Origin of the sequence: Bacillus sp. CH30_1T, assembly GCF_008364765.1 — a bacterium.
Lineage (GTDB): Bacteria > Bacillota > Bacilli > Bacillales > Bacillaceae_B > Rossellomorea.
In genome coordinates this window covers 99182-119077 of record NZ_VTUY01000002.1, presented here as the reverse complement: position 1 = coordinate 119077, position 19896 = coordinate 99182, and the positions used below count along the sequence as shown (strand labels likewise).

General features: G+C 43.7%; 12 protein-coding genes. 11 read left to right on the top strand and 1 reads right to left on the bottom strand.

Features of this window, described 5'->3' with window-relative positions:
• Position 1: 1 nt before the first annotated feature.
• Complete coding sequence (locus F0342_RS03705; protein WP_149154693.1) at positions 2-1258, bottom strand: transcriptional regulator; 1257 nt, start codon at positions 1256-1258, stop codon at positions 2-4.
• Positions 1259-1345: 87 nt separating this feature from the next.
• Between F0342_RS03705 and F0342_RS03700 the strand changes: the two genes are divergently transcribed.
• The 11 genes from F0342_RS03700 to F0342_RS03650 all read left to right on the top strand — a co-directional run bounded on the left by F0342_RS03700 (position 1346) and on the right by F0342_RS03650 (position 19893).
• Positions 1346-2455, top strand: a complete 1110-nt coding sequence (locus F0342_RS03700; protein ID WP_149154692.1) for a mandelate racemase/muconate lactonizing enzyme family protein — start codon at positions 1346-1348, stop codon at positions 2453-2455.
• A 13-nt stretch (positions 2456-2468) separates the two neighbouring features.
• The gene (locus tag F0342_RS03695) at positions 2469-3158 is read left to right on the top strand and encodes a GNAT family N-acetyltransferase (protein WP_149154691.1); all 690 of its coding nucleotides are present in this window, start codon (positions 2469-2471) and stop codon (positions 3156-3158) included.
• A gap of 542 nt (positions 3159-3700) precedes the next feature.
• Positions 3701-6325, top strand: a complete 2625-nt coding sequence (locus F0342_RS03690) for an endo-beta-N-acetylglucosaminidase (RefSeq protein WP_262481628.1) — start codon at positions 3701-3703, stop codon at positions 6323-6325.
• 400 nt (positions 6326-6725) lie between these two features.
• On the top strand, positions 6726-7673 hold the full coding sequence (gene manA, locus F0342_RS03685) for a mannose-6-phosphate isomerase, class I (protein WP_149154690.1): 948 nt from the start codon (positions 6726-6728) through the stop codon (positions 7671-7673).
• 223 nt (positions 7674-7896) lie between these two features.
• Complete coding sequence (locus tag F0342_RS03680) at positions 7897-9273, top strand: glycoside hydrolase family 1 protein (RefSeq protein ID WP_149154689.1); 1377 nt, start codon at positions 7897-7899, stop codon at positions 9271-9273.
• Positions 9274-9279: 6 nt separating this feature from the next.
• Positions 9280-10191, top strand: a complete 912-nt coding sequence (locus F0342_RS03675; RefSeq protein ID WP_149154688.1) for an ROK family protein — start codon at positions 9280-9282, stop codon at positions 10189-10191.
• On the top strand, positions 10184-10813 hold the full coding sequence (locus tag F0342_RS03670; protein WP_188048392.1) for a YesL family protein: 630 nt from the start codon (positions 10184-10186) through the stop codon (positions 10811-10813). The genes F0342_RS03675 and F0342_RS03670 overlap by 8 nt, the downstream gene beginning before the upstream one ends.
• Positions 10810-13506 carry an alpha-mannosidase gene (locus F0342_RS03665; RefSeq protein WP_149154686.1) on the top strand — a complete coding sequence of 899 codons (2697 nt, stop codon included), beginning with the start codon at positions 10810-10812 and terminating at the stop codon, positions 13504-13506. Before F0342_RS03670 ends, F0342_RS03665 begins: the two co-directional genes overlap by 4 nt.
• A 5-nt stretch (positions 13507-13511) precedes the next feature.
• Complete coding sequence (locus tag F0342_RS03660; protein WP_149154685.1) at positions 13512-14825, top strand: glycoside hydrolase family 125 protein; 1314 nt, start codon at positions 13512-13514, stop codon at positions 14823-14825.
• Between the two features lie 13 nt (positions 14826-14838).
• Positions 14839-17949 carry an alpha-mannosidase gene (locus F0342_RS03655; protein WP_149154684.1) on the top strand — a complete coding sequence of 1037 codons (3111 nt, stop codon included), beginning with the start codon at positions 14839-14841 and terminating at the stop codon, positions 17947-17949.
• A gap of 261 nt (positions 17950-18210) precedes the next feature.
• Positions 18211-19893, top strand: a complete 1683-nt coding sequence (locus F0342_RS03650) for a sensor histidine kinase (protein ID WP_188048391.1) — start codon at positions 18211-18213, stop codon at positions 19891-19893.
• Positions 19894-19896 lie beyond the last annotated feature (3 nt).

Here is a 19896-nt window from a genome sequence, read left to right as displayed (position 1 = left end):
CTCAATAGATGGGGAAGGTCAGTTCATAGATGGCTCGGGGCCTTCCTTGGGAATAGGTCATTTCTTCTCCAGTGATCTTGGCTGACCCGTTGTCGACCAGTTTCTTCAAGATCCGTTCCGATGAGCGCCGGGTGATTTGAAGGTAATCCGACAGCTCTGCAGCCGTGAACTCCCGGGAGGAACGGGATTGTTGGAATTGAATGAGCTTGGACAAATTGGCAGGGCTCATTTTCAATTGTTTCGCCAGTGTCAGCGAGTTGGGATGATTATTCCTTAATTGTTGCTTGCTCGTTTGTGCAGGGTAAGGACCGGACAGTTCTTTTTCTTCATTTAAGATAAAAGCGCAGTTTTCGGTCTTGTTCTGTTCTGCAAATGAGAGGGCTGCCTCTGCGTTTGCCCTTGCCTGTTGTGCGGTGTCTCCATAGCCGAATCCGATGTGAATGCTGTATTCACGCTCGAACAAAGTGGTGAACTCATCGGTTCCCAGGAAAGCCTCGATGCTTCCTCTATTGCTGTAGATTATATAGGAATCTTCCTCGCTCTGGAGATTCCCTTTCATCAGGTGGGCCAGGACTTCAAGAGGAAGGTTGTTTCTTTCATCATGTAAGGAAATAGTGGCAGCTGCGATCGTGGCTGCTTTTCGTTTAGACAGCTCGGCTTGGGAAACTGCTTCATGAATCGTACGTATAAGCGACTTTGTTGGATCAATCATTCTCATGCAGGGAATGTCCAATTGAATCAGCTGATCATACACCGCATGGATGCTCGTCAAGGCAAGCTCCGTCTCTCCTGATTCATATAGATGCCTGTGAAATTCCGTGAATTCTCTCATGTCGAAGTGGTGGGGCAGGCGTTCCCTGCAGTCCTTCACATGGCGGGGCGGATTCTTGAGATGCAGGTCCGATGCAACATGATCGATGATGGAGGTATCCATCAGATCAATCGATACCCTCTGGGGCTGTATCCCGTGATGGAGCAGGATATATAGTAAAGAGGTGACCAGTGCTGTTTCATCCTGCTCAAGGTAAAGAACAGGAATGGTGATGGAGCTCCATGCCTCTTTTGAAAAAAAGTATGGCAGCGCCCCGGAAAATAATAGCGCATCGCATGGAGTGATCGCTGTCAGCAGCTTGCTTGCTTCAGTGGGATCTGTGTAGATGTAGGGAATAATGTCAATGGTGGGAAGATCAGGCGCAATGGCTGTTACTACATGATGGGTGAAATCCTTTGAACCGATCAGGGCGATTTTCGTTTTCATAGGTTCTCCTTTCCTTAATAACGACTATATAACGACATTATACCAAGCCCAGCGAAAAGATGTTAGAAGAATAGGAGTGAGTTTGATATGATCGTAAAGAAAATCAATTTGTATGCCATAAGACTGCCGCTTAAAGAGCCTTTTATTATCAGTTATCATACGTACGATGACATGCCTTCCATTATCGTCGAGATGGAGACGGATGAGGGGATCATCGGGTATGGCGAATCCGTTGCTGATGAGCATGTGACCGGGGAGACATGGGAAAGTACCTTCCAGGTGCTCAAATATTCGCTAGCCCCGGCATTGATCGGCCGAGACCCTTTTCAGATCGAGAAGATCCATGAACTGATGGATCAAGCGATCTACAACGCCCCTGCTGCTAAGGCGGCCATCGATATCGCCTGCTACGACATTATGGGAAAAGCATTGGACCAGCCGGTTTATCAGCTGTTGGGCGGACGCTATCATGAAGCGTTTCCCTTGACCCACGTGTTAAGCATAACAGAGCCTGCGCAAATGGCAGAGGAAGCGGCCAGGATGATAGAAGCAGGTTTCGCATCTCTTAAGATGAAGGTCGGGACAGCTATCGACCAGGATATTGAGCGGATCAGGGCGGTCCGGGAACGAGTGGGCCGCGATGTGCCGATCCGGGTAGACGTCAACCAGGGATGGATGAACAGCAGCAGGACTTTAAAGGTCATTCGCTTCCTCGAAGAACTGGGCATCGATTGGCTCGAGCAGCCTGTAGCAGCCGATGACATCGACGGCATGGTCAGGATTAAATCGATGACCACTCTCCCGCTAATGATCGACGAAGGCTTAAAGGGAACACGTGAGATGCGTGATATCATCCAAAAGCAGGCAGCGGATAAAGTGAATATTAAATTGATGAAATGCGGAGGAATCTATCCTGCAGTCAAGCTCACTCATATGGCTGAGATGGCGGGTATGGAATGCCAAGTCGGATCGATGGTGGAATCATCTATCGCGTCAGCGGCTGGATTCCACGTCGCGTTTTCCAAAAAAGCGATCACGAGTGTAGAATTGACTGGCCCGATTAAGTTTTCCAAGGATATCGGGGATCTCCAATATGATATTCCATTTATCCGCCTGAACGAAAAAGCGGGCCTTGGGGTGAAGGTGGATAAAGGGATATTGAATGAATTGACCAAGTATACAAGTGACATAGAGTAAGGAGATGTAAAGCATGGAGCAACTATTAGAAGGCGTTTTGGAAAAGACGAACGAACCGTATTCAGTACGTTTGTTGGAGATGGAGCATTTACGGCAAATACTCGATCTGCAGGAGACAGTGGTGGATGAGCTCAATGAAAAATCGACTCTGCAGCCCCTCAGTCAGGAGGAATTCATTTATATCTTGGGGGGGAATGGGCTGATGATCGGAGCCTTCACGGGGAATAGACTCATCGCCTTCCGCGCTTTGTTGATCCCTCCCATAGATGGGGAGCATCTTGGCCTTGATATCGGGTTGTCCACAGATGAGCTTCCACAGGTCATCTACCAGGAAATATCGAATGTCCATCCAGTGTACAGAGGAAACCGCCTCCAACAGACACTGGCATACCTGATCATGGATGAATTGAAGAACCTGGACCGGACCTTCACCTATGTAGCCTGCACCGTCGCTCCCTTCAATATCCCGAGTATGAAAGACAAATTCAAACAGGGCATGCACATCGCTGCCCTGAAACATAAATATGACCATCAACTGCGCTACATCTTCGTCAAACGACTCGACGGCAAAGATGAAAGAGAGATGTACAACATGGAGAAAGTACCGATGGCTGATGTCTCGAAACAACAGGAATTATTAAAAGCCGGCTGGCGTGGAATATCACTCGAATCAGAAAATACCGTTGTATATGTATATGGGTAGGGATAAGGAAGCACCGGGGGTTCTCGTGCTTCCTTTTTTGAACAATGAAATTGTTGAATCTAGGATATGAGTTTGAAAAGGTATTTTCCCATTTTGATAGTTTTAAATTTAATTTTTCTTAATACTTGATTTTCGGACCGAATCTTATTTACTTCATCTATTAATCTTGCAATGATTGTTTAATCATCAATTCCCGATTCATAAGGAGTTCCCTCCCATTGATACTTATGAAGGAAGCTTCAAACTGCCACATACAAAGTACCTATCATATGAACCTTCTCCTCCAGTTTCTCATAAATTCGTTCTCAGATTGATATATAAATAGACTGTAATATTTAAAGATTAACTGTTCATACTTTACAACATCCTCCAAATCAATTGATTCCTATTACCTTCTCGACTAAATTAAATCTAATTCATCTGCTTTTTTCTATAATTGTAAACGTTTACAAGATGGAGATTAGTAGTTTCTAATTCATGAAGGGGGTGGATTGGAACGAGGCAATAAAAGGATTGATCCATTCATAATAGGAGGTTGAGCAATGGAAATGAAGAACGGTTATAAAAGGCTGGTTGGAAGTTTCATGTTTTTCGTTTTGTTTCTATTTCCCATGGCAGTATTGGCGGAAGGTCCCACTTCTTCTCATTGGTATCCGGAAGGTCTTCTAGAATGGTCGCCTGACCAGGATCCGGATGCAGCCTACAACAGGTCCATGGTTCCTCTGGCGGAACGGGTAGAGTCAAGTGAAGGGACTAATTCTGCACGTGTTGTAGCTTTATCTGCTTTGAACCCTCATACAAGTGGAGTACCTTCTCAAGGAGGAGAGGAGTTTTATGCGAATACATTTGCCTTTTGGCAATATGTAGACGTGATGGTGTACTGGGCAGGTTCTTCTGGAGAAGGTATCATCGTGCCCCCGAGTGCTGATGTGATCGATGCTTCTCACCGTAACGGGGTACCGGTTTTAGGAAACGTCTTTTTCCCGCCAAAAGTGTATGGCGGAAAAGAAGAGTGGGTCGATCAAATGTTGACACAGCGGGAGGATGGATCGTTCCCTGCTGCTGACAAGTTGCTTGAAGTGGCAGAATATTATGGGTTTGACGGCTGGTTTATTAATCAGGAGACCGAGGGTGGAGACGGGGAACGAGCTGAGAAGATGCAAGAGTTCCTTATCTATCTTCAGGATCATAAGCCAAAGGGCTTTGAGATTATGTGGTATGATTCGATGGTGAAATCAGGCGAGATAGATTGGCAGAACTATTTGACGGATGAAAATACGTACTTTCTGCAAGATGAGGCCCAACGTGTATCCGACAGTATGTTCCTGAATTTCTGGTGGAAGGGTGAAAGTCAAGAACGCTCATACGAAAAGGCGTTGGAAATTGGACGATCTCCTTACGATTTGTATTCAGGAATAGATGTGGAAGCAAACGGGACAGAGACCTCTGTCAATTGGGACAACCTATTCAGAGAGGACGGTTCTCCTTGGACATCTCTTGGTATTTATCGCCCTGATTGGGCATTTAAATCGTCAAGTGCGATGAACGAGTTCTATCAAAAAGAAGAAGCGTTTTGGACTGGGGATCCTGAAGTGAATTGGCCTGGAATTTCAAGTCATTTTTCTGAAAAGACAACGATTCAGTCGCTACCATTCACGACGAACTTTAATACGGGGAGTGGGGAATTCTTTGCCATTGACGGAGAAAAGTTATCTGAACGGGAGTGGAATAACCGAAGTCTCCAAGACATTTTACCGACTTGGCGTTGGAAAGTGGAAGGTGAAGGCGAATTATTGGATCCAGCCTTTGATTGGAGTACGTCTTACTACGGTGGAAGTTCATTGAAAGTTCAAGGCACACGTGACGAGAATAGCAAGACAACTCTGTCTCTTTATGAAACAGATGTGGAAATTACCAAAGACACAAAGTTTTCGATTACGTATAAAACGGATGAAAAGAAACCAGAGATGGACGTACAACTAGGCTTTGATCATGATAAGACTTCCTTATTAAAAGTGAAAAAGAAGAGTCGCGGAGATTGGGTCACACAAACGTTTAATCTCACAAAATTTAAGGGAAAACGTCTTTCCTCCGTATCCCTTCACTTCGATAATGTTAAAAAACCTGAGGATTATGAAATCCATATTGGAGAAATGAAGATTTACAATGATAAAGATGGAAAAGATAAGCCTCGAAAACCATCAGGGCTTGAGATCTCACAAGTACATTTTGTAGATGGTTTATATGCGGATGTCCGGTTATCATGGAATAAAATGGACAAAGTTAAACATTATGAGGTGTACAGAATTCATTCAGATGGTTCCAAAGAATGGGTAGGAGAAACTCCAAACCATGTCCTTGCCTTAAATGATTTGAAAAGGAATGGAAAAGAAGAAACTACTTCTTATGAGGTGGTACCTGTCAGTAAAGAGCTTGTAAGAGGAGAAGGCAGTGTCGTCACGATGGACTGGCCAGCCTATCCAAAACCGGAAGCAGACTTTCGGGTCGATCAAACGGTTATACGCCCAGGCGATAAAGTACAATTCTACAGTGAAGCTTCAGAAGTCACCGAAGAGTGGGAATGGCAGTTCGAGGGCGGTCAGCCGGTGGTTAGTTCAGAGGAGAACCCTGTTGTTCAATATCTCGAGGAGGGGTTATTTTCAGTTACGTTGACGGCTAGGAATACATCGGGCGAAGATGTCATGACGAAACAAGCTTATATTTTCGTCTCTGAAGACGCGGATGCGATTGAAAATGTTGCCTTGAATAAAGCGACTGAATCAAGTGGTGCCTGTGCTCCAAGTGAAGGAGCAGATAAGGCTGTTGATGGGGTAGTGGAGAATAACAGTAAATGGTGTGCGCTTGGTACGGATCAGTGGATGGTGGTGGATTTAGAAGATACGTATCATTTATCTAAATTCATCGTGAAACATGCTGAAGCAGGAGGAGAATCTCCGGCGTTTAACACGAAATCCTTTGTTATAGAGACAAGTATGGATGGAGATACGTGGGAAGGGAACGTAAGCGTGGATGATAATCAGGCCTCTGTTACCGAGCATACGATACCCGTGACAGAAGCTCGCTTCGTTCGTTTATCGATAAACGAACCTACTCAAACAGGGGATCAAGCTGCACGTATTTTTGAACTGGAGGTTCATGGATATTAAATTACTTATGTAGAATAGAATTCTGCCAAAATCGGATGTCGATTTTGGCCTTTTTTTAAAGATGGCAACTGGAAGTTAGGATAGTCGATAAGATAGAAAGTGATGGGGGAACATAATGACAAGAAGGTGGGAGTGAAGCGGTCATCCGGAATAAGCCACTACGGGTGATCGATTGTCAGTCAATGAAAGAGGATCGAACACTATTTCGTACTTGATAGAACCTACATAATATAAGACAATCAATTGGGAAGAGTTAAAGAGCCTAAAGATTGATGAAATGGTTATCAATGAGATAAGACATCAACTAAGTGGAGCTCAAAAGAATCAACTGAATGAGATCGTTGATAAGATTAGTGAAATCGTAAAAGTACATACAAAAAGTAAACATTAGGAGGCAACCATGAACCAACCACTATTTCTACAACCCGTATTCCAGGAAAGAATCTGGGGAGGTACGACGTTAAAGGACCAATTCAACTACGATATTCCATCCGATATAACGGGTGAATGCTGGGCCATATCAGGCCACCCGAATGGCCAGAGCACAGTGGTCAGCGGTGAGTTTGCCGGAAAGACGATTGGCGAGCTTTGGAAGGAGCATCGTGAGTTATTTGGGAACCATTCTTCACCGGTGTTTCCATTACTGACGAAAATATTGGACGCCAACGCAGATCTTTCTGTGCAGGTGCACCCGGATGATACCTATGCTAAAGAACATGAAAACGGTGAACTGGGTAAAACCGAGTGCTGGTACATCATCGATTGTGATGAAGATGCCGAGATGATTTTTGGACATACAGCTCAAACGAAGGAAGAGTTTGTATCGATGATTGAAAAAGGCGAGTGGAATGACCTGCTGCGACGCATCCCGGTTAAGCCTGGTGACTTCTTCTATGTTCCAAGTGGCACCATCCATGCGCTTTGCAAAGGAACTTTGGTGTTAGAAACACAGCAAAGTTCGGATACGACGTATCGTGTGTATGATTATGATCGTAAGGATGCGGAAGGGAATACCCGTGAGCTGCATATCGACAAATCGATTGAAGTGACAACCATTCCACACAAGGCTGCGGCTGTTGAACCGGTTGTGGAGAAACGAGAAGGGGTCGAGTCCACGAAATTTGTAGAAGCAGAATACTTCACAGTGTACAAATGGCAAGTCGATGGACATGCCGCATTTGTGCAAGACCAGCCATTTCAATTGGCAAGTGTACTGGATGGAACCGGTGTACTGAAGGTCCAAGGAGAAGAGTATTCTCTTACAAAAGGAGATCATTTCATAATACCCGCGGATGTTGAGACATTTGAGATTGAGGGACAGGTTGAGTTGATTGTTTCTCATGTTTGATTGGTTATAAGAATGGCGCAGAGCTTATGAGCTTTGCGTTTTTTTTATCATTCTTTTACTTTTCCTCTAAGTAAAAAGAGTAGGGAACCATCCACAAAAAGTGTCATTTTTAAAGTTTTCATGCGTTTATTAAAGGAGTTGGAGTGAACATATTCCAACTCCTTTTCTTTCTATATATGATGGCTTTAAGAAGAAATGTAAGCGATTTCTAGAGAGGGTGTTAATGATGGAATTTCCTGATGGTTTTTTATGGGGAGCGGCTTCTTCGGGACCCCAGATGGAGGGAGCGGGAAGTGGTGGAGGAAAGGCTAAAAATGTTTGGGATTATTGGTTTCAGAAGGAACCTGAACGTTTCTTTCAGCAGATAGGACCGGAAGATACTTCAGGCTTTTATGCTCACTATAAAGAAGACATTGTCACGATGAAGCAAACAGGCTTTAATTCCTTTCGAACCTCGATATCGTGGGCGAGGTTATTACCTGATGGCACTCAAGTAAATGAAGAGGCGGTTGCCTTTTATAGGGATGTATTTCAGAGGCTTAATGAAAGTGGTATTAAGCCCATTGTTAATTTGTTTCATTTCGATATGCCCTTTCGATTGTACGAGAAAGGCGGTTGGGACAATCGGGAAGTTGTCGATGAGTTTGAGTTTTACGCTAAGGTGGCATTTGAACGATTTGGGGATCTTGTTGAGGAATGGGTCACGTTTAATGAACCCATTGTACCCATTGAGATGGGTTATTTAAATGATAAGCATCTACCGGGAGTGTTCGATCTCAATCGAGCATTTCAGGCTGGATATCATACGTTGATGGCCCACGTGAAAGCAGTAAGGGCATTTAAGGACAGGAACCATCGGGGGAAAATAGGTATCATTTTAAACTTAACGCCAAGTTATCCCCGCTCAGACAACCCTAAAGACTTGGAAGCAGCTATGTGGGCCGATGTGCTGTATAATCGGAGCTTTTTAGATCCGGTTGTTAAGGGTAAGTTCCCGGAAGAGTTGTTGTCCTTCATAGAACATGAACACATTAACGTCCGTTATTTTCCTGGAGACTTCCAACTATTGAAAGATTCCCCCGTGGACTTTCTTGGTGTTAATTATTATCAACCACGAAGGGTACAGGCAGGGTCACCTGCTTCGACAAACACACTTGATCACTATTTCGAACCGTATCAATGGGACGGAGCGAAAATGAATCCATATCGCGGCTGGGAAATATACGAAAAAGGCATTTATGATATTGCCCTCAAGATAAGAGACCAATATGGAAACATCCCCTGGTATATAGCGGAGAATGGGATGGGAGTGGAGGGTGAATCAAGGTTTAGAGATTCAACAGGGATGATTCAGGATTCCTACCGGATTGAATTTATGAGCAATCATCTAAAGTGGCTTCACAAAGGAATCGAAGAAGGGTCAAATTGTTATGGGTATCATGTATGGACCTTCATTGATAACTGGTCATGGCTAAATGAGTACAAGAATAGGTATGGACTCGTTGAACTGGATTTGAAGACCGGGAGAAGGTATAAGAAAAAAAGTGCAGACTGGTTTAAGGCTCTTGCCGAATCAAATCGGCTTCCGGATTTAGGGTGATAAGATATGGAGTTTATATTAACCATTGATATAGGCGGCACCTACATTAAGCTTGCGCTGGTTTCTATTACAGGTCAGTTAGTTGAGAAAGAAGAAGCATCAACCCCTCAATCAATCGATGAATTTAGTGACATGATCGATCAGTATTATAAGCGCATGAACAAGAATTATTCCTTGATTGGCATAACCATTAGTAGTCCGGGAAGTGTGACGGATGCAGGGAATGTCTTAGGATATAGTGCTGTGCCATTTGTTCATGAGCATAATGTCAAGCAGTTGCTCGGAAAGAGATATCGTTTGCCGGTTGCAATGGAGAATGATGCCAATTGCGCTGCCCTTTCAGAGCTTTGGAAGGGGGCGGCAAGAGAAAGTGAAACTTTCGCCTGTATCGTATGTGGTACGGGAATAGGTGGGGCTCTTGTCATTAACAAGAAACTCTTCAAGGGAGCCAATCTTCATGGCGGCGAATTCGGATACTCGATTTTAGCAAGTGACATTCATGAAAATGTTTATGAGACATGGAGTGAGTTGGGTTCGTCCTCTGCCATTTCAAGAAGGCTGAAGCATCAAGCCCCTTATGACGATGGATGGACAGGGCCGCTGGTATTTGAACAAGCCGGGAAGAACCATGAAGGAGCTCAGAAATCATTAGATTCCTTTTTTTATACTCTGGCGATCGGAATCTTCAACATCCAGTACATATTGGATCCTGAGAAGATTTTGGTAGGGGGAGGAATTACCAGACAGCCTGATTTTTTAGCGGAGCTGGAATCCAGAATGGACAAGATAGTGGATTCAAAGCCTATTGCTAAGGTACGTCCTTCCATTTCTTTGTGTCACTATCTGGATGAAGCTCAATTGGTTGGAGCTGCTTATGTGTGGTTGGCAGAATACAGAAAGGGTGATCTTCATGTTTAGTCGATTAGGCGGATTATTTACAGAAGCGAGCCTTTGGATTTGGAAGACGATTCAGCTTAATCTTTTTTGGATTTTACATATTGTAATTGGGGGTGTTGTCCTTGGGATTTTCCCTGCAACCGTTTCTTTATTTGCCATTACTAGAAAGTGGTTGAAAGGTGGACGGGATGAACCTTTCTTCAAAGAATACCATCAATATTACAAAAAGAATTTTTGGAAGGTTAACGGTCTGGGCTGGATCTATTCAAGTGTTGGTCTATTCTTATGGGTTGATCTTTATCTTGTGACTCAACTAAAAGGTATCATCGCTTTATTCAGCACGATGCTCATTTTATTCATACTAATTCTGTATGTATTTTCATTTCTATATTTATTCCCCTATTACGTTCATTTTGACCAGTCTTTTAGGCGTTACCTGTACCAGCCATTTATTATTACGATCATCAGCTTCAAACAGAATCTTATCCTCTCCATCGGCTTAACGATGGTAGGTTACCTGATTTATCAAATGCCTGGGCTAATTCCCTTTGCCTTAGGTGTCATGCCAGCCTATTGGGTGATGAAAGTATCGATGAATCGCTATACAGAATTACAAGTGAAAATGATTGGAGGAGAGTCATGATGGAGAACAAAACTGCTCATATTATTTCCCATTCTCATTGGGATCGGGAATGGTATATGTCACTTGAAGAACACCGTTATTACTTAGTAAAGCTGTTTGATGATTTATTAGAGCAATTGGCACAAGATCCGGGTTTCCACAGTTTTCACCTGGATGGACAGACGATTATGGTGGATGACTATTTGCAGGTCCGTCCTGATAAAGGAGAAGAAGTCAAACGATATATTCGTGAAGGACGTTTGATCATCGGTCCATGGTATATCTTGCAGGATGCATTTCTTACAAGTTCTGAAGCGAATGTAAGGAATTTGCTTTATGGGATGAAAGATACGAAGAAACTTGGGCAAGAAGGTACGCTGGGGTATTTTCCTGATACGTTCGGCATTTATGGACAGGCACCGCAATTATTACAACAAGCCCATATAGATGTTGCAGCCTTCGGAAGAGGGGTGACACCGACAGGGTTTAATAATCAGGTTCATCACGGTGATGAATTCTCTTCCCCTTATTCAGAAATGAAGTGGGAAGCTCCTGATGGCTCGAATGTATTAGGGATTTTATTCGCCAATTGGTATTCCAATGGAAATGAAATTCCCGCCGGTAAAGCGGAGGCTGAAGCCTTTTGGAAAAAGAAACTTGCAGATGCTGAGAAGTTTGCTTCTACTTCCCGATTATTATTTATGAATGGTTGTGATCATCAACCTCTGCAAAAAGATATTGTACAAGCTATCGCGACGGCAAATGATCTCATTCCGAATGTCACATTCAAGCACTCAAGTTTCAAAGAATATATAGATGAGGTGAAAAAAGAACTGCCGGATGAGCTTCAAACCATTCGTGGAGAACTCAGGAACCAAAAAACGGATGGATGGTCGACACTTGTGAACACAGCTTCTGCGAGAATCTATTTAAAGCAGGCGAACGACCGCTGTCAGGCTCTATTGGAAAGAGTATTTGAGCCGATGGGGCTCCTGGTAGAAGACAAAAGACTTCACCGTGATTTTGCGGAATTTTATTGGAAGATGCTTATGGAGAATCATCCTCATGACAGTATTTGTGGGTGCAGTGTAGATGGCGTTCACCGGGAAATGGAGACACGTTTCGATAAGGTTGAGAAAGGGGCTTTGAGATATGTTACGGAGCAAGCGCGTGAGATTGCATCCGGTATCTCTACGACACATCATAACCCTGAAGCGATTCCACTTATCCTGTTTTACACGGATGGAAAACCTTCTACTCAGGTCATTCGAGAAAAAGTGATGGTTCAGAAAATCTATTTTGATGAATTGGATTTTCGTCAGATTCCCGGTAAGTTAAAGAGCACCCCACTCCCTTCTTTTGTGTTAGAGAGAGGGGATGGAACGACGATACCTGTTCATGTGAAAGAAAAGGGCATCTCATTCGGTTACGACCTCCCGGGAGATGGATTCAGAAAACCTTATTATGCGAAGGAAATAGAAATAACATTTGCAATAGAATCCCCTATTCATATTGGCTATGAAACGTGTTATTTAGTGCCTGGTGAAGGTACGCCTCATGAGGAAAACCTTATGTGGCACCAATCAGAACAAAAGCTTGAAAACGAGCATATCTGTGTGACCGTTCATGAGAATGGATCCTATTCAATCTTGGACAAACAAACGGGCTATCAATATGAAAGCCTTGGAATGTATGAAGACATGGGGGATATCGGAAACGAGTATATGTTCAAAGCAAGTAATGACGGTATTGTCTACACAACGGAGCAGCAAGCCTCTTCCGTGAACCTTGTAGAAAATAACCCATATCGTGCATCCATTGAGATTGAGTCCAAGATTTCTGTCCCGAAGCAAGCCGATGAACAATTGGAATTAGAGCGGCAGGACCTGGTCTGGCACCCTGAGCGTAAAGCGGGACGACATGAGGAAGAAGTGTTGCTAACCTTTAAAACCTTGCTCATCCTCGAAAAGGGTTCTAAAGGGCTGAAGGTCGAAGTGACAATAGACAATCAAGCAAAAGACCATCGCTTGCGTGCGTTGTTTCCTGTTGGAAAAGGGAATCTGTATCACTTTGCCGATAGTGTTTTTGAAGTGGTAAAGCGTCCAAATAAACCGGAAAGCCAGTGGATCAATCCGACGTTCGATCACCATATGCAAAGGTTTGTCAGCCTCGATGACCATGAGAAGGGGTTGACGATTGCTGGGAAGGGTCTTCATGAATATGAAATCGTGGACGGAAAATCGATTGCGGTCACACTGCTCCGATCCGTCGGGGAGCTCGGGGATTGGGGGGTGTTTGAAACACCGGAAGCACAGTGCCTTGGTCTAAATAAAGCAGAATTTATAGTGATCCCCCATCAAGGAAATGTCATTGATTCACGTGCTTTCAATGAAGCCTATCACTATCCTTTGAATCCGACTGTTGTTCAAGTAGAACAAGGTGAAGGAAGAAATGAAAAGACTGTCAGTCTATTCAAATGGTCGGGTGATGCTTTAGCCTTGACAGCATGCAAGCCTGCGGAAGAAGGAATAGGAATCATTGTCAGGTGGTTTAACCCGACGGATGAACCACAGGAACTGAGTGTAGAGGGAGATGAAGTCTATCTTTCTACGATTCTAGAAGAAAAGAAAGAATGTCTAGGACACGGAAACGTGGAGCGGACCATCCGACCCAAAGAAATTATTACTGTTTTAATTCAAACTGACGAGGAGTGAATATCATGAGTGAAAAAGTAGTACCAGCGTCTTTTCAAACGATTATGAATAAAGTGAAGTCGGCCTATATCCATGATCCGGAAGTCTATGAATTATTCGAAAATTGCTTCTTGAATACGTACCAAACGACTTTGAAAAAGGATAAGGATGGAACCTTTGTGATAACAGGGGACATCCCGGCCATGTGGCTCAGGGATTCGTCCGCTCAGGTTCGCCCGTATTTGACTCTCGCGAAAGAAGATGCGGAAATTGCCGCAATGCTGAAAGGGGTCATCGAACGCCAATGGAAATACATTCTTCTGGATCCTTATGCGAATGCCTTCAACCAAACGGCTGACAATCAAGGACATCAGGCTGACCGTACGGAGATGACCCCTTGGATCTGGGAACGTAAATATGAAGTGGACTCCCTGTGCTATCCGATTCAATTGACGTACCTTTATTGGAAGGCGACAGGTGACGAGAGCGTATTGAATGACCAGCTAAAGGAAGTGCTGACGGTCATCCATGATGTATGGAAAGTGGAGCAGGATCACGAGGCTGACTCTCCGTATCTCTTTGAACGGGAGAACTGCCGCGTATCGGATACTCTTCTAAGGGAGGGGAAAGGTGGATACTCCGTGAAGACAGGTATGACTTGGTCGGGATTCCGTCCTAGTGATGACGCGTGTTTGTATGGATATCTTGTGCCTGCCAATATGTTCGCTGTTGTGGTACTGGGATATGCGAAGGAAATGCTTGAGGAAATGAAGGAGGACGAGCTCGCCGGTCAAATGGAGCAGCTTTCTGTTGAAATCAAGAAGGGTATCGAGACATTCGCTAAAGTGAACCATCCGGTCTTCGGGGAAATCTATGCTTACGAAACCGATGGGGACGGGCGGTACAATCTGATGGATGATGCCAACGTACCAAGCCTTTTGGCCATCCCGTACCTAGGATATACAGATCCTAATGATGAAACGTATTTAAATACCCGGAAGTTCATTCTAAGTCGCCACAATCCTTACTTCTATGAAGGGAAAAAGGCGGAAGGAATCGGAAGTCCCCACACACCTGATCATTACATCTGGCACATCGGCCTGGCCATCCAGGGAATGACGGCGACTTCTCAAGAAGAAAAGGCAAAGATCCTCGAGATGTTCAAGAATACACACGCATCCACCCTTTACATGCACGAAGGATTCGATGCCGATCGTCCGGAAGAGTTCACTCGTTCTTGGTTTGCGTGGGCCAATTCCATGTTTAGTGAATTTATTCTAAGTGAAGTCGGGATCTTCGTACCCGAAAGTCCATTGGCACTTATCAGTAAAAACTCTTGAATGGAGGATCCATATGTTTTATCCTATCCAAAAGCTAGAAAACCGAGTGAACGAGTTGGATCGCCTGCGTTACCGGGATATAAGGGTCATCGACTCTTTCAATCTTTATGAGCCTATAAAAGGAAAAGAGAACATTTTCCCTGAAGGATATTCAGATCAAAAGATGAAAGTAAACGATACCTGGTCAGGAAGGGACAAATATCTATGGCTGAATGCGTTTATTTCTATCCCGGAAGAATGGGAAGGAAAGAAGGCTGTCCTCTACCTCGATCTCGGAAGGACCGGAGGAGGGAATAACTCAGGATTCGAGTCCCTCCTCTATGTGAATGGGAAGCCGTTCCAGGGGGTCGACTCCAATCATAAAGAAGTCATACTGCCTGCAGAGGACTCCCTCGATATTTCCATTCAGCTTTGGTCCGGCCTAGAGGGGGGCGGTCAGCCTGCTAACCAGTATTACCGGTTGAAGGAAGCCTGGTGGGGATACTTGGATGAGAAAGTGGATGAGTTGTATTTCAAATCCAAAGCGATACTGGATTCTATTAAACAGCAAGATGAGCACGACCCTAACCGTTCCATCGTATTGACCATCCTCAACCGGGCATTCCGTGAGATCGACTGGTCGGACAGAGGTAATGATGCCTTTTATCAAAGTCTTTATGCTGCTCGTTCTGTACTATTACATGAAATGAATAACCTTCCTAAGCACTCGGATATAACCATTCATGCCACCGGTCATTCCCATATCGATCTTGCCTGGCTGTGGCGTACAAAACATACGAAGGAAAAGGCAAGGAGGACGTTCTACACAGTACTTAGATTGATGGAACTTTATCCTGACTACACTTTCCTGCAAAGTCAGCCTCAACTTTACGAATGGGTGAAGGAGGAAGATCCGGAATTGTACGCAGCGATCAAAGCGAAGGTTGCGGACGGTCAGTGGGAGGTGGAGGGCTCCATGTGGGTGGAAGCCGATTGTAACATTCCATCCGGGGAATCCTTTGTACGTCAGCTTTTATATGGTAAAAGGTTTTTTGAGAAAGAGTTCAATAAGAAGACCCGGACATTATGGCTTCCTGATGTATTCGGCTACAGCTGGTCCCTCCCCCAAATATTAAGGAAATCTGGCATTGATACGTTCATGACGACGAAAATCAGTTGGAATCAATACAACCGGATGCCCCACGATACGTTCCAGTGGAGAGGAATTGACGGTTCCGAAATTCTGACCCATTTTATTACGACGCCTGAGCCGGGAAGACCTGCCGACTCATGGTTCTATACGTATAACGGGCTGGTCACGGCTGAAACCGTTAAAGGCATTTGGGAAAAGTACCGTGATAAAGACTTGAATAAAGAACTGCTCCTGGCATATGGATACGGAGACGGAGGTGGCGGCGTCAATCGTGAAATGATCGAAATGAAGCGCCATCTCGACACCGTTCCAAGCATGCCGTCCGTTAAGTCCGTCAATGCCCAGACCTATTTCGAGAAGCTTCATGATACCGTGGGGAAAACTGATCAGTACACCCATACGTGGGACGGGGAATTATATTTGGAGTATCACAGAGGTACCTACACAAGCCATGCCAAGATGAAAGAGACGAATCGGAAGCTTGAATACGGGTACCGTGAAGCGGAACTTCTCTCTTCCTGGAACAGTGCTGTGAATGGATGGGATCAATATCCCCAGGCACTCCTTGAAACGGGTTGGAAGATGATTCTACTAAATCAATTCCACGACATCATCCCGGGTTCTTCGATCACGGAAGTATATGAGGATGCCCACCAAGATTATGAAAAAGCGTCTGGAATCAAGGATACGATTATAACCACTCAAGAGAATCATATCTTGTATGGAGATCATCATTGGTCCTTTCTTCATCCACATCAATATACATCACCGGTTCTGGTCACCGTGCCTGAATCCAATGGAGTTTATGAGCTGGATGGGTTAGAGGTCGAGACCCAGTCTCTGTCCAATGGTGATACCCTCGTCCTTGTGCCTGAAGCGAGACCATTCTCTTACCAAACGATCTGTTTGACAGGGAGGAAGGGCAAGGAAAAGGAGACGTTGAGTAACATTGACCTGGATGAAAGAAAATGGGAAACACCGGTTTATCGCATCCGATGGAATGCAAATGGTCACATCACAAGTCTTTACGATAAAGAAGAGGGACGGGAGATGATTCAGGCTGGAGCAACAGGCAATGTGCTGAAACTCTATGAAGACAAGCCACTAGCCCACGATGCCTGGGACATTGACCTTTATTATGTGGAGAAATCGACTCCTATTGATTTACTCGAGGAGTGTACTATACTTGAAAATGGACCTTTAAAAACAACCGTAGCATTTACATGGAAAACTCCACAAATGGAAATTTTCCAGAGAATCCATTGTTATTCTCATACAAAACGCATCGACTTCGAGACGGATATTAATTGGTCGGCCAGACAGCAGCTTCTCAAAGTGGAGTTTCCAGTTGCCATCCGATCCACCGAAGCCATTTACGATATCCAGTTCGGGAACGTCAAACGTCCAACCCACTGGAACACTTCTTGGGATATGGCAAGATTCGAGTCGGTGGGACATAAATGGGCTGCACTCACCGAACCTTATTATGGGATCAGTTTGATGAACGATAGTAAGTATGGCTACTCTATTAAAGATAATGTCCTGGGCCTTTCCTTACTAAAAGGCCCCGTATATCCAGATCCCAAGGCTGATATAGGGCATCATCACTTCGTCTATTCACTCTATCCTTTTGCTGGACAGACGTCTAAGCATGATATAGAACGGGAAGCCACTTACCTGAACGCACCGCTTCGGATCGTCCGGGGAGAAACCCAATCCGGGTTCCAAGAACCCCTTCTGTCTATTTCCGGTCATGGCGTCATCATCGACACGGTGAAAAAAGCGGAAGACCGTGAATCCCTGATTGTCCGTCTTCATGAAATGGAAGGTGCACGCTCGTCCGTCACCATCACCAGCTCATTGCCGGTAGATGCATGGCGGGAAGTGAACCTCATGGAAGATGAAAACATCACGGATTTTAACAAAAACCCATTATGTTTAACATTCGATCCTTATGAAATCAAGACGATTGAAATCGTCATAAAGGGATAGAACTCTGAGCGTCCCTAGACTGAACCAAGTTTATACTCAAAAAGAATATTACAGGTTGGATCATCCGGACAGCACCTCAGATTTGCCAATTTGATAGAATCGCAGGTGAAGGACAGGGAACAGGTGCTTCTGAGCTTCTGTTCCCCCTTTTACCTTACGTTAGGGGATTCAAAAATGAAAGCGTTCCTATTTTTCAAACGAATAAGCAAGAGAATGTTTTATAGGGTGTTTTTAACTTATTCCCTCATCATTTTCCTTACAATGTCCACCTTATTTGTTTTTCTATCAGAATATTATTCTGACTTTATCGTTCAACGTGAAATTGATAGACAAGAAGCGGTTATCGATGAAATCAAATCTGAAATACATGCCAAGCATCAATTCGTTAGTCAAGGTATTCGTCAGCTTTACCAAGAAGAACGGTTAATTGAAGATTTGGCTTTTGCTTTACAGCATGACTACCAAGAATATATTGGGTATCGTTTAGATAAATTCTCGAGCAGTGATTCCTTTGTTCCTTATAATTTCGATATTTATGTAAAGAACTATTTCTCTAGAGATTCTGAGTCCATCGCATTGCTGGTTCGAAATGAAAGTTTAGGAACAGAATATGTGTATCTGTTCGATCATGGTAGGTGGAATCAAAATAATCAATCTAAAGAAGACACTGGCTTTATGGTAGAAAACCACCCCCTTCCTAAGGATATGTATGACGTGCCTAAGGATATGTATGTCGTGGAAGAACAAATAAACGATCCCGTTTCTATGGATCGATTGGGAAAAGTAATGGTCTATTTCAGTTATGAAAATTTAGATAGGTTATTATCATTGAAAGATACCCCCTCCAAGGGATCCTTTTTTATCACAGATAGGAACAAACAACTCTATTATTCTAATGGGAATGCTCCTGAAAGACTTCTTAAGGACTTATCTTATAGTGCCGTTCAAAAAAAAGTGAATTTCGATGAGCGCTATTATATTCAATCCTCCATCGAGCCCACGAGTCAGCTCATGATCACTGCCGTAATTTCAGAGAAGGAAATGGCTCAGCTCCTTACGTATAAATTAACGATTTTGTCTATTATTGTATTGTTAACGGTTTTGTCTATTGCCCTTCCTTACATAGCATTACGAGGATACTCTAAACGAGTTGATGAAATTCTTAATAAGATGAAGGAAGTACAAGAAGGAAACTTATCGGCACGAATTATAACAGCCAATGTAGATGATGATCTTACAGATATCTCCCATACTATTAATAAAACATTGGATGATTTAAATGATTACATAGATAGAGTCTACCTATCCAAGCTGAAACAAAGAGAAGCTGAATTGGCGAATCTTCAAGCACAGATTAATCCTCATTTCTTATACAACACACTGGAAGCCATACGAATGAAATCATTAGCCGAGGGTGGACGAACATCTGCCAAAATGATTGTCCAATTAGCTCAGTTATTTCGATACTCGTTGAAAACAGTAGACTTAGTCACGGTTGAGAACGAAATCAACCATGCACAACAATATATTGAATTATTTAAAATACGATTTCAAAACCAGTTAATCGACAACTTTGATGTAGAAGAAAAAATCAGGGACTACTATATGCCTTCGTTTATATTACAGCCTTTGATTGAAAACTTCTTATTGCATGGCTTCAGGAGAGATAGCGAAACCAACCAATTAACGGTCACCATTTATGAGCAGAACGATAGACTTATCCTAGAAATTGAAGACAATGGAAGTGGCATTGAATATAAAAAGTTGGAAGACATCAAGTCAAGATTGAAACAGGAAGAAGGAACTTCCGATTCAATCGGCCTGGGAAATGTTCACAGGCGTATTCAATTAAAGTATGGTTCCGATTATGGTGTGGAGATACGGAGTGTACCTAATGTCAAAACTTCCGTCACGGTTAAATTACCAATAATAAATGAGGTGTAGTAA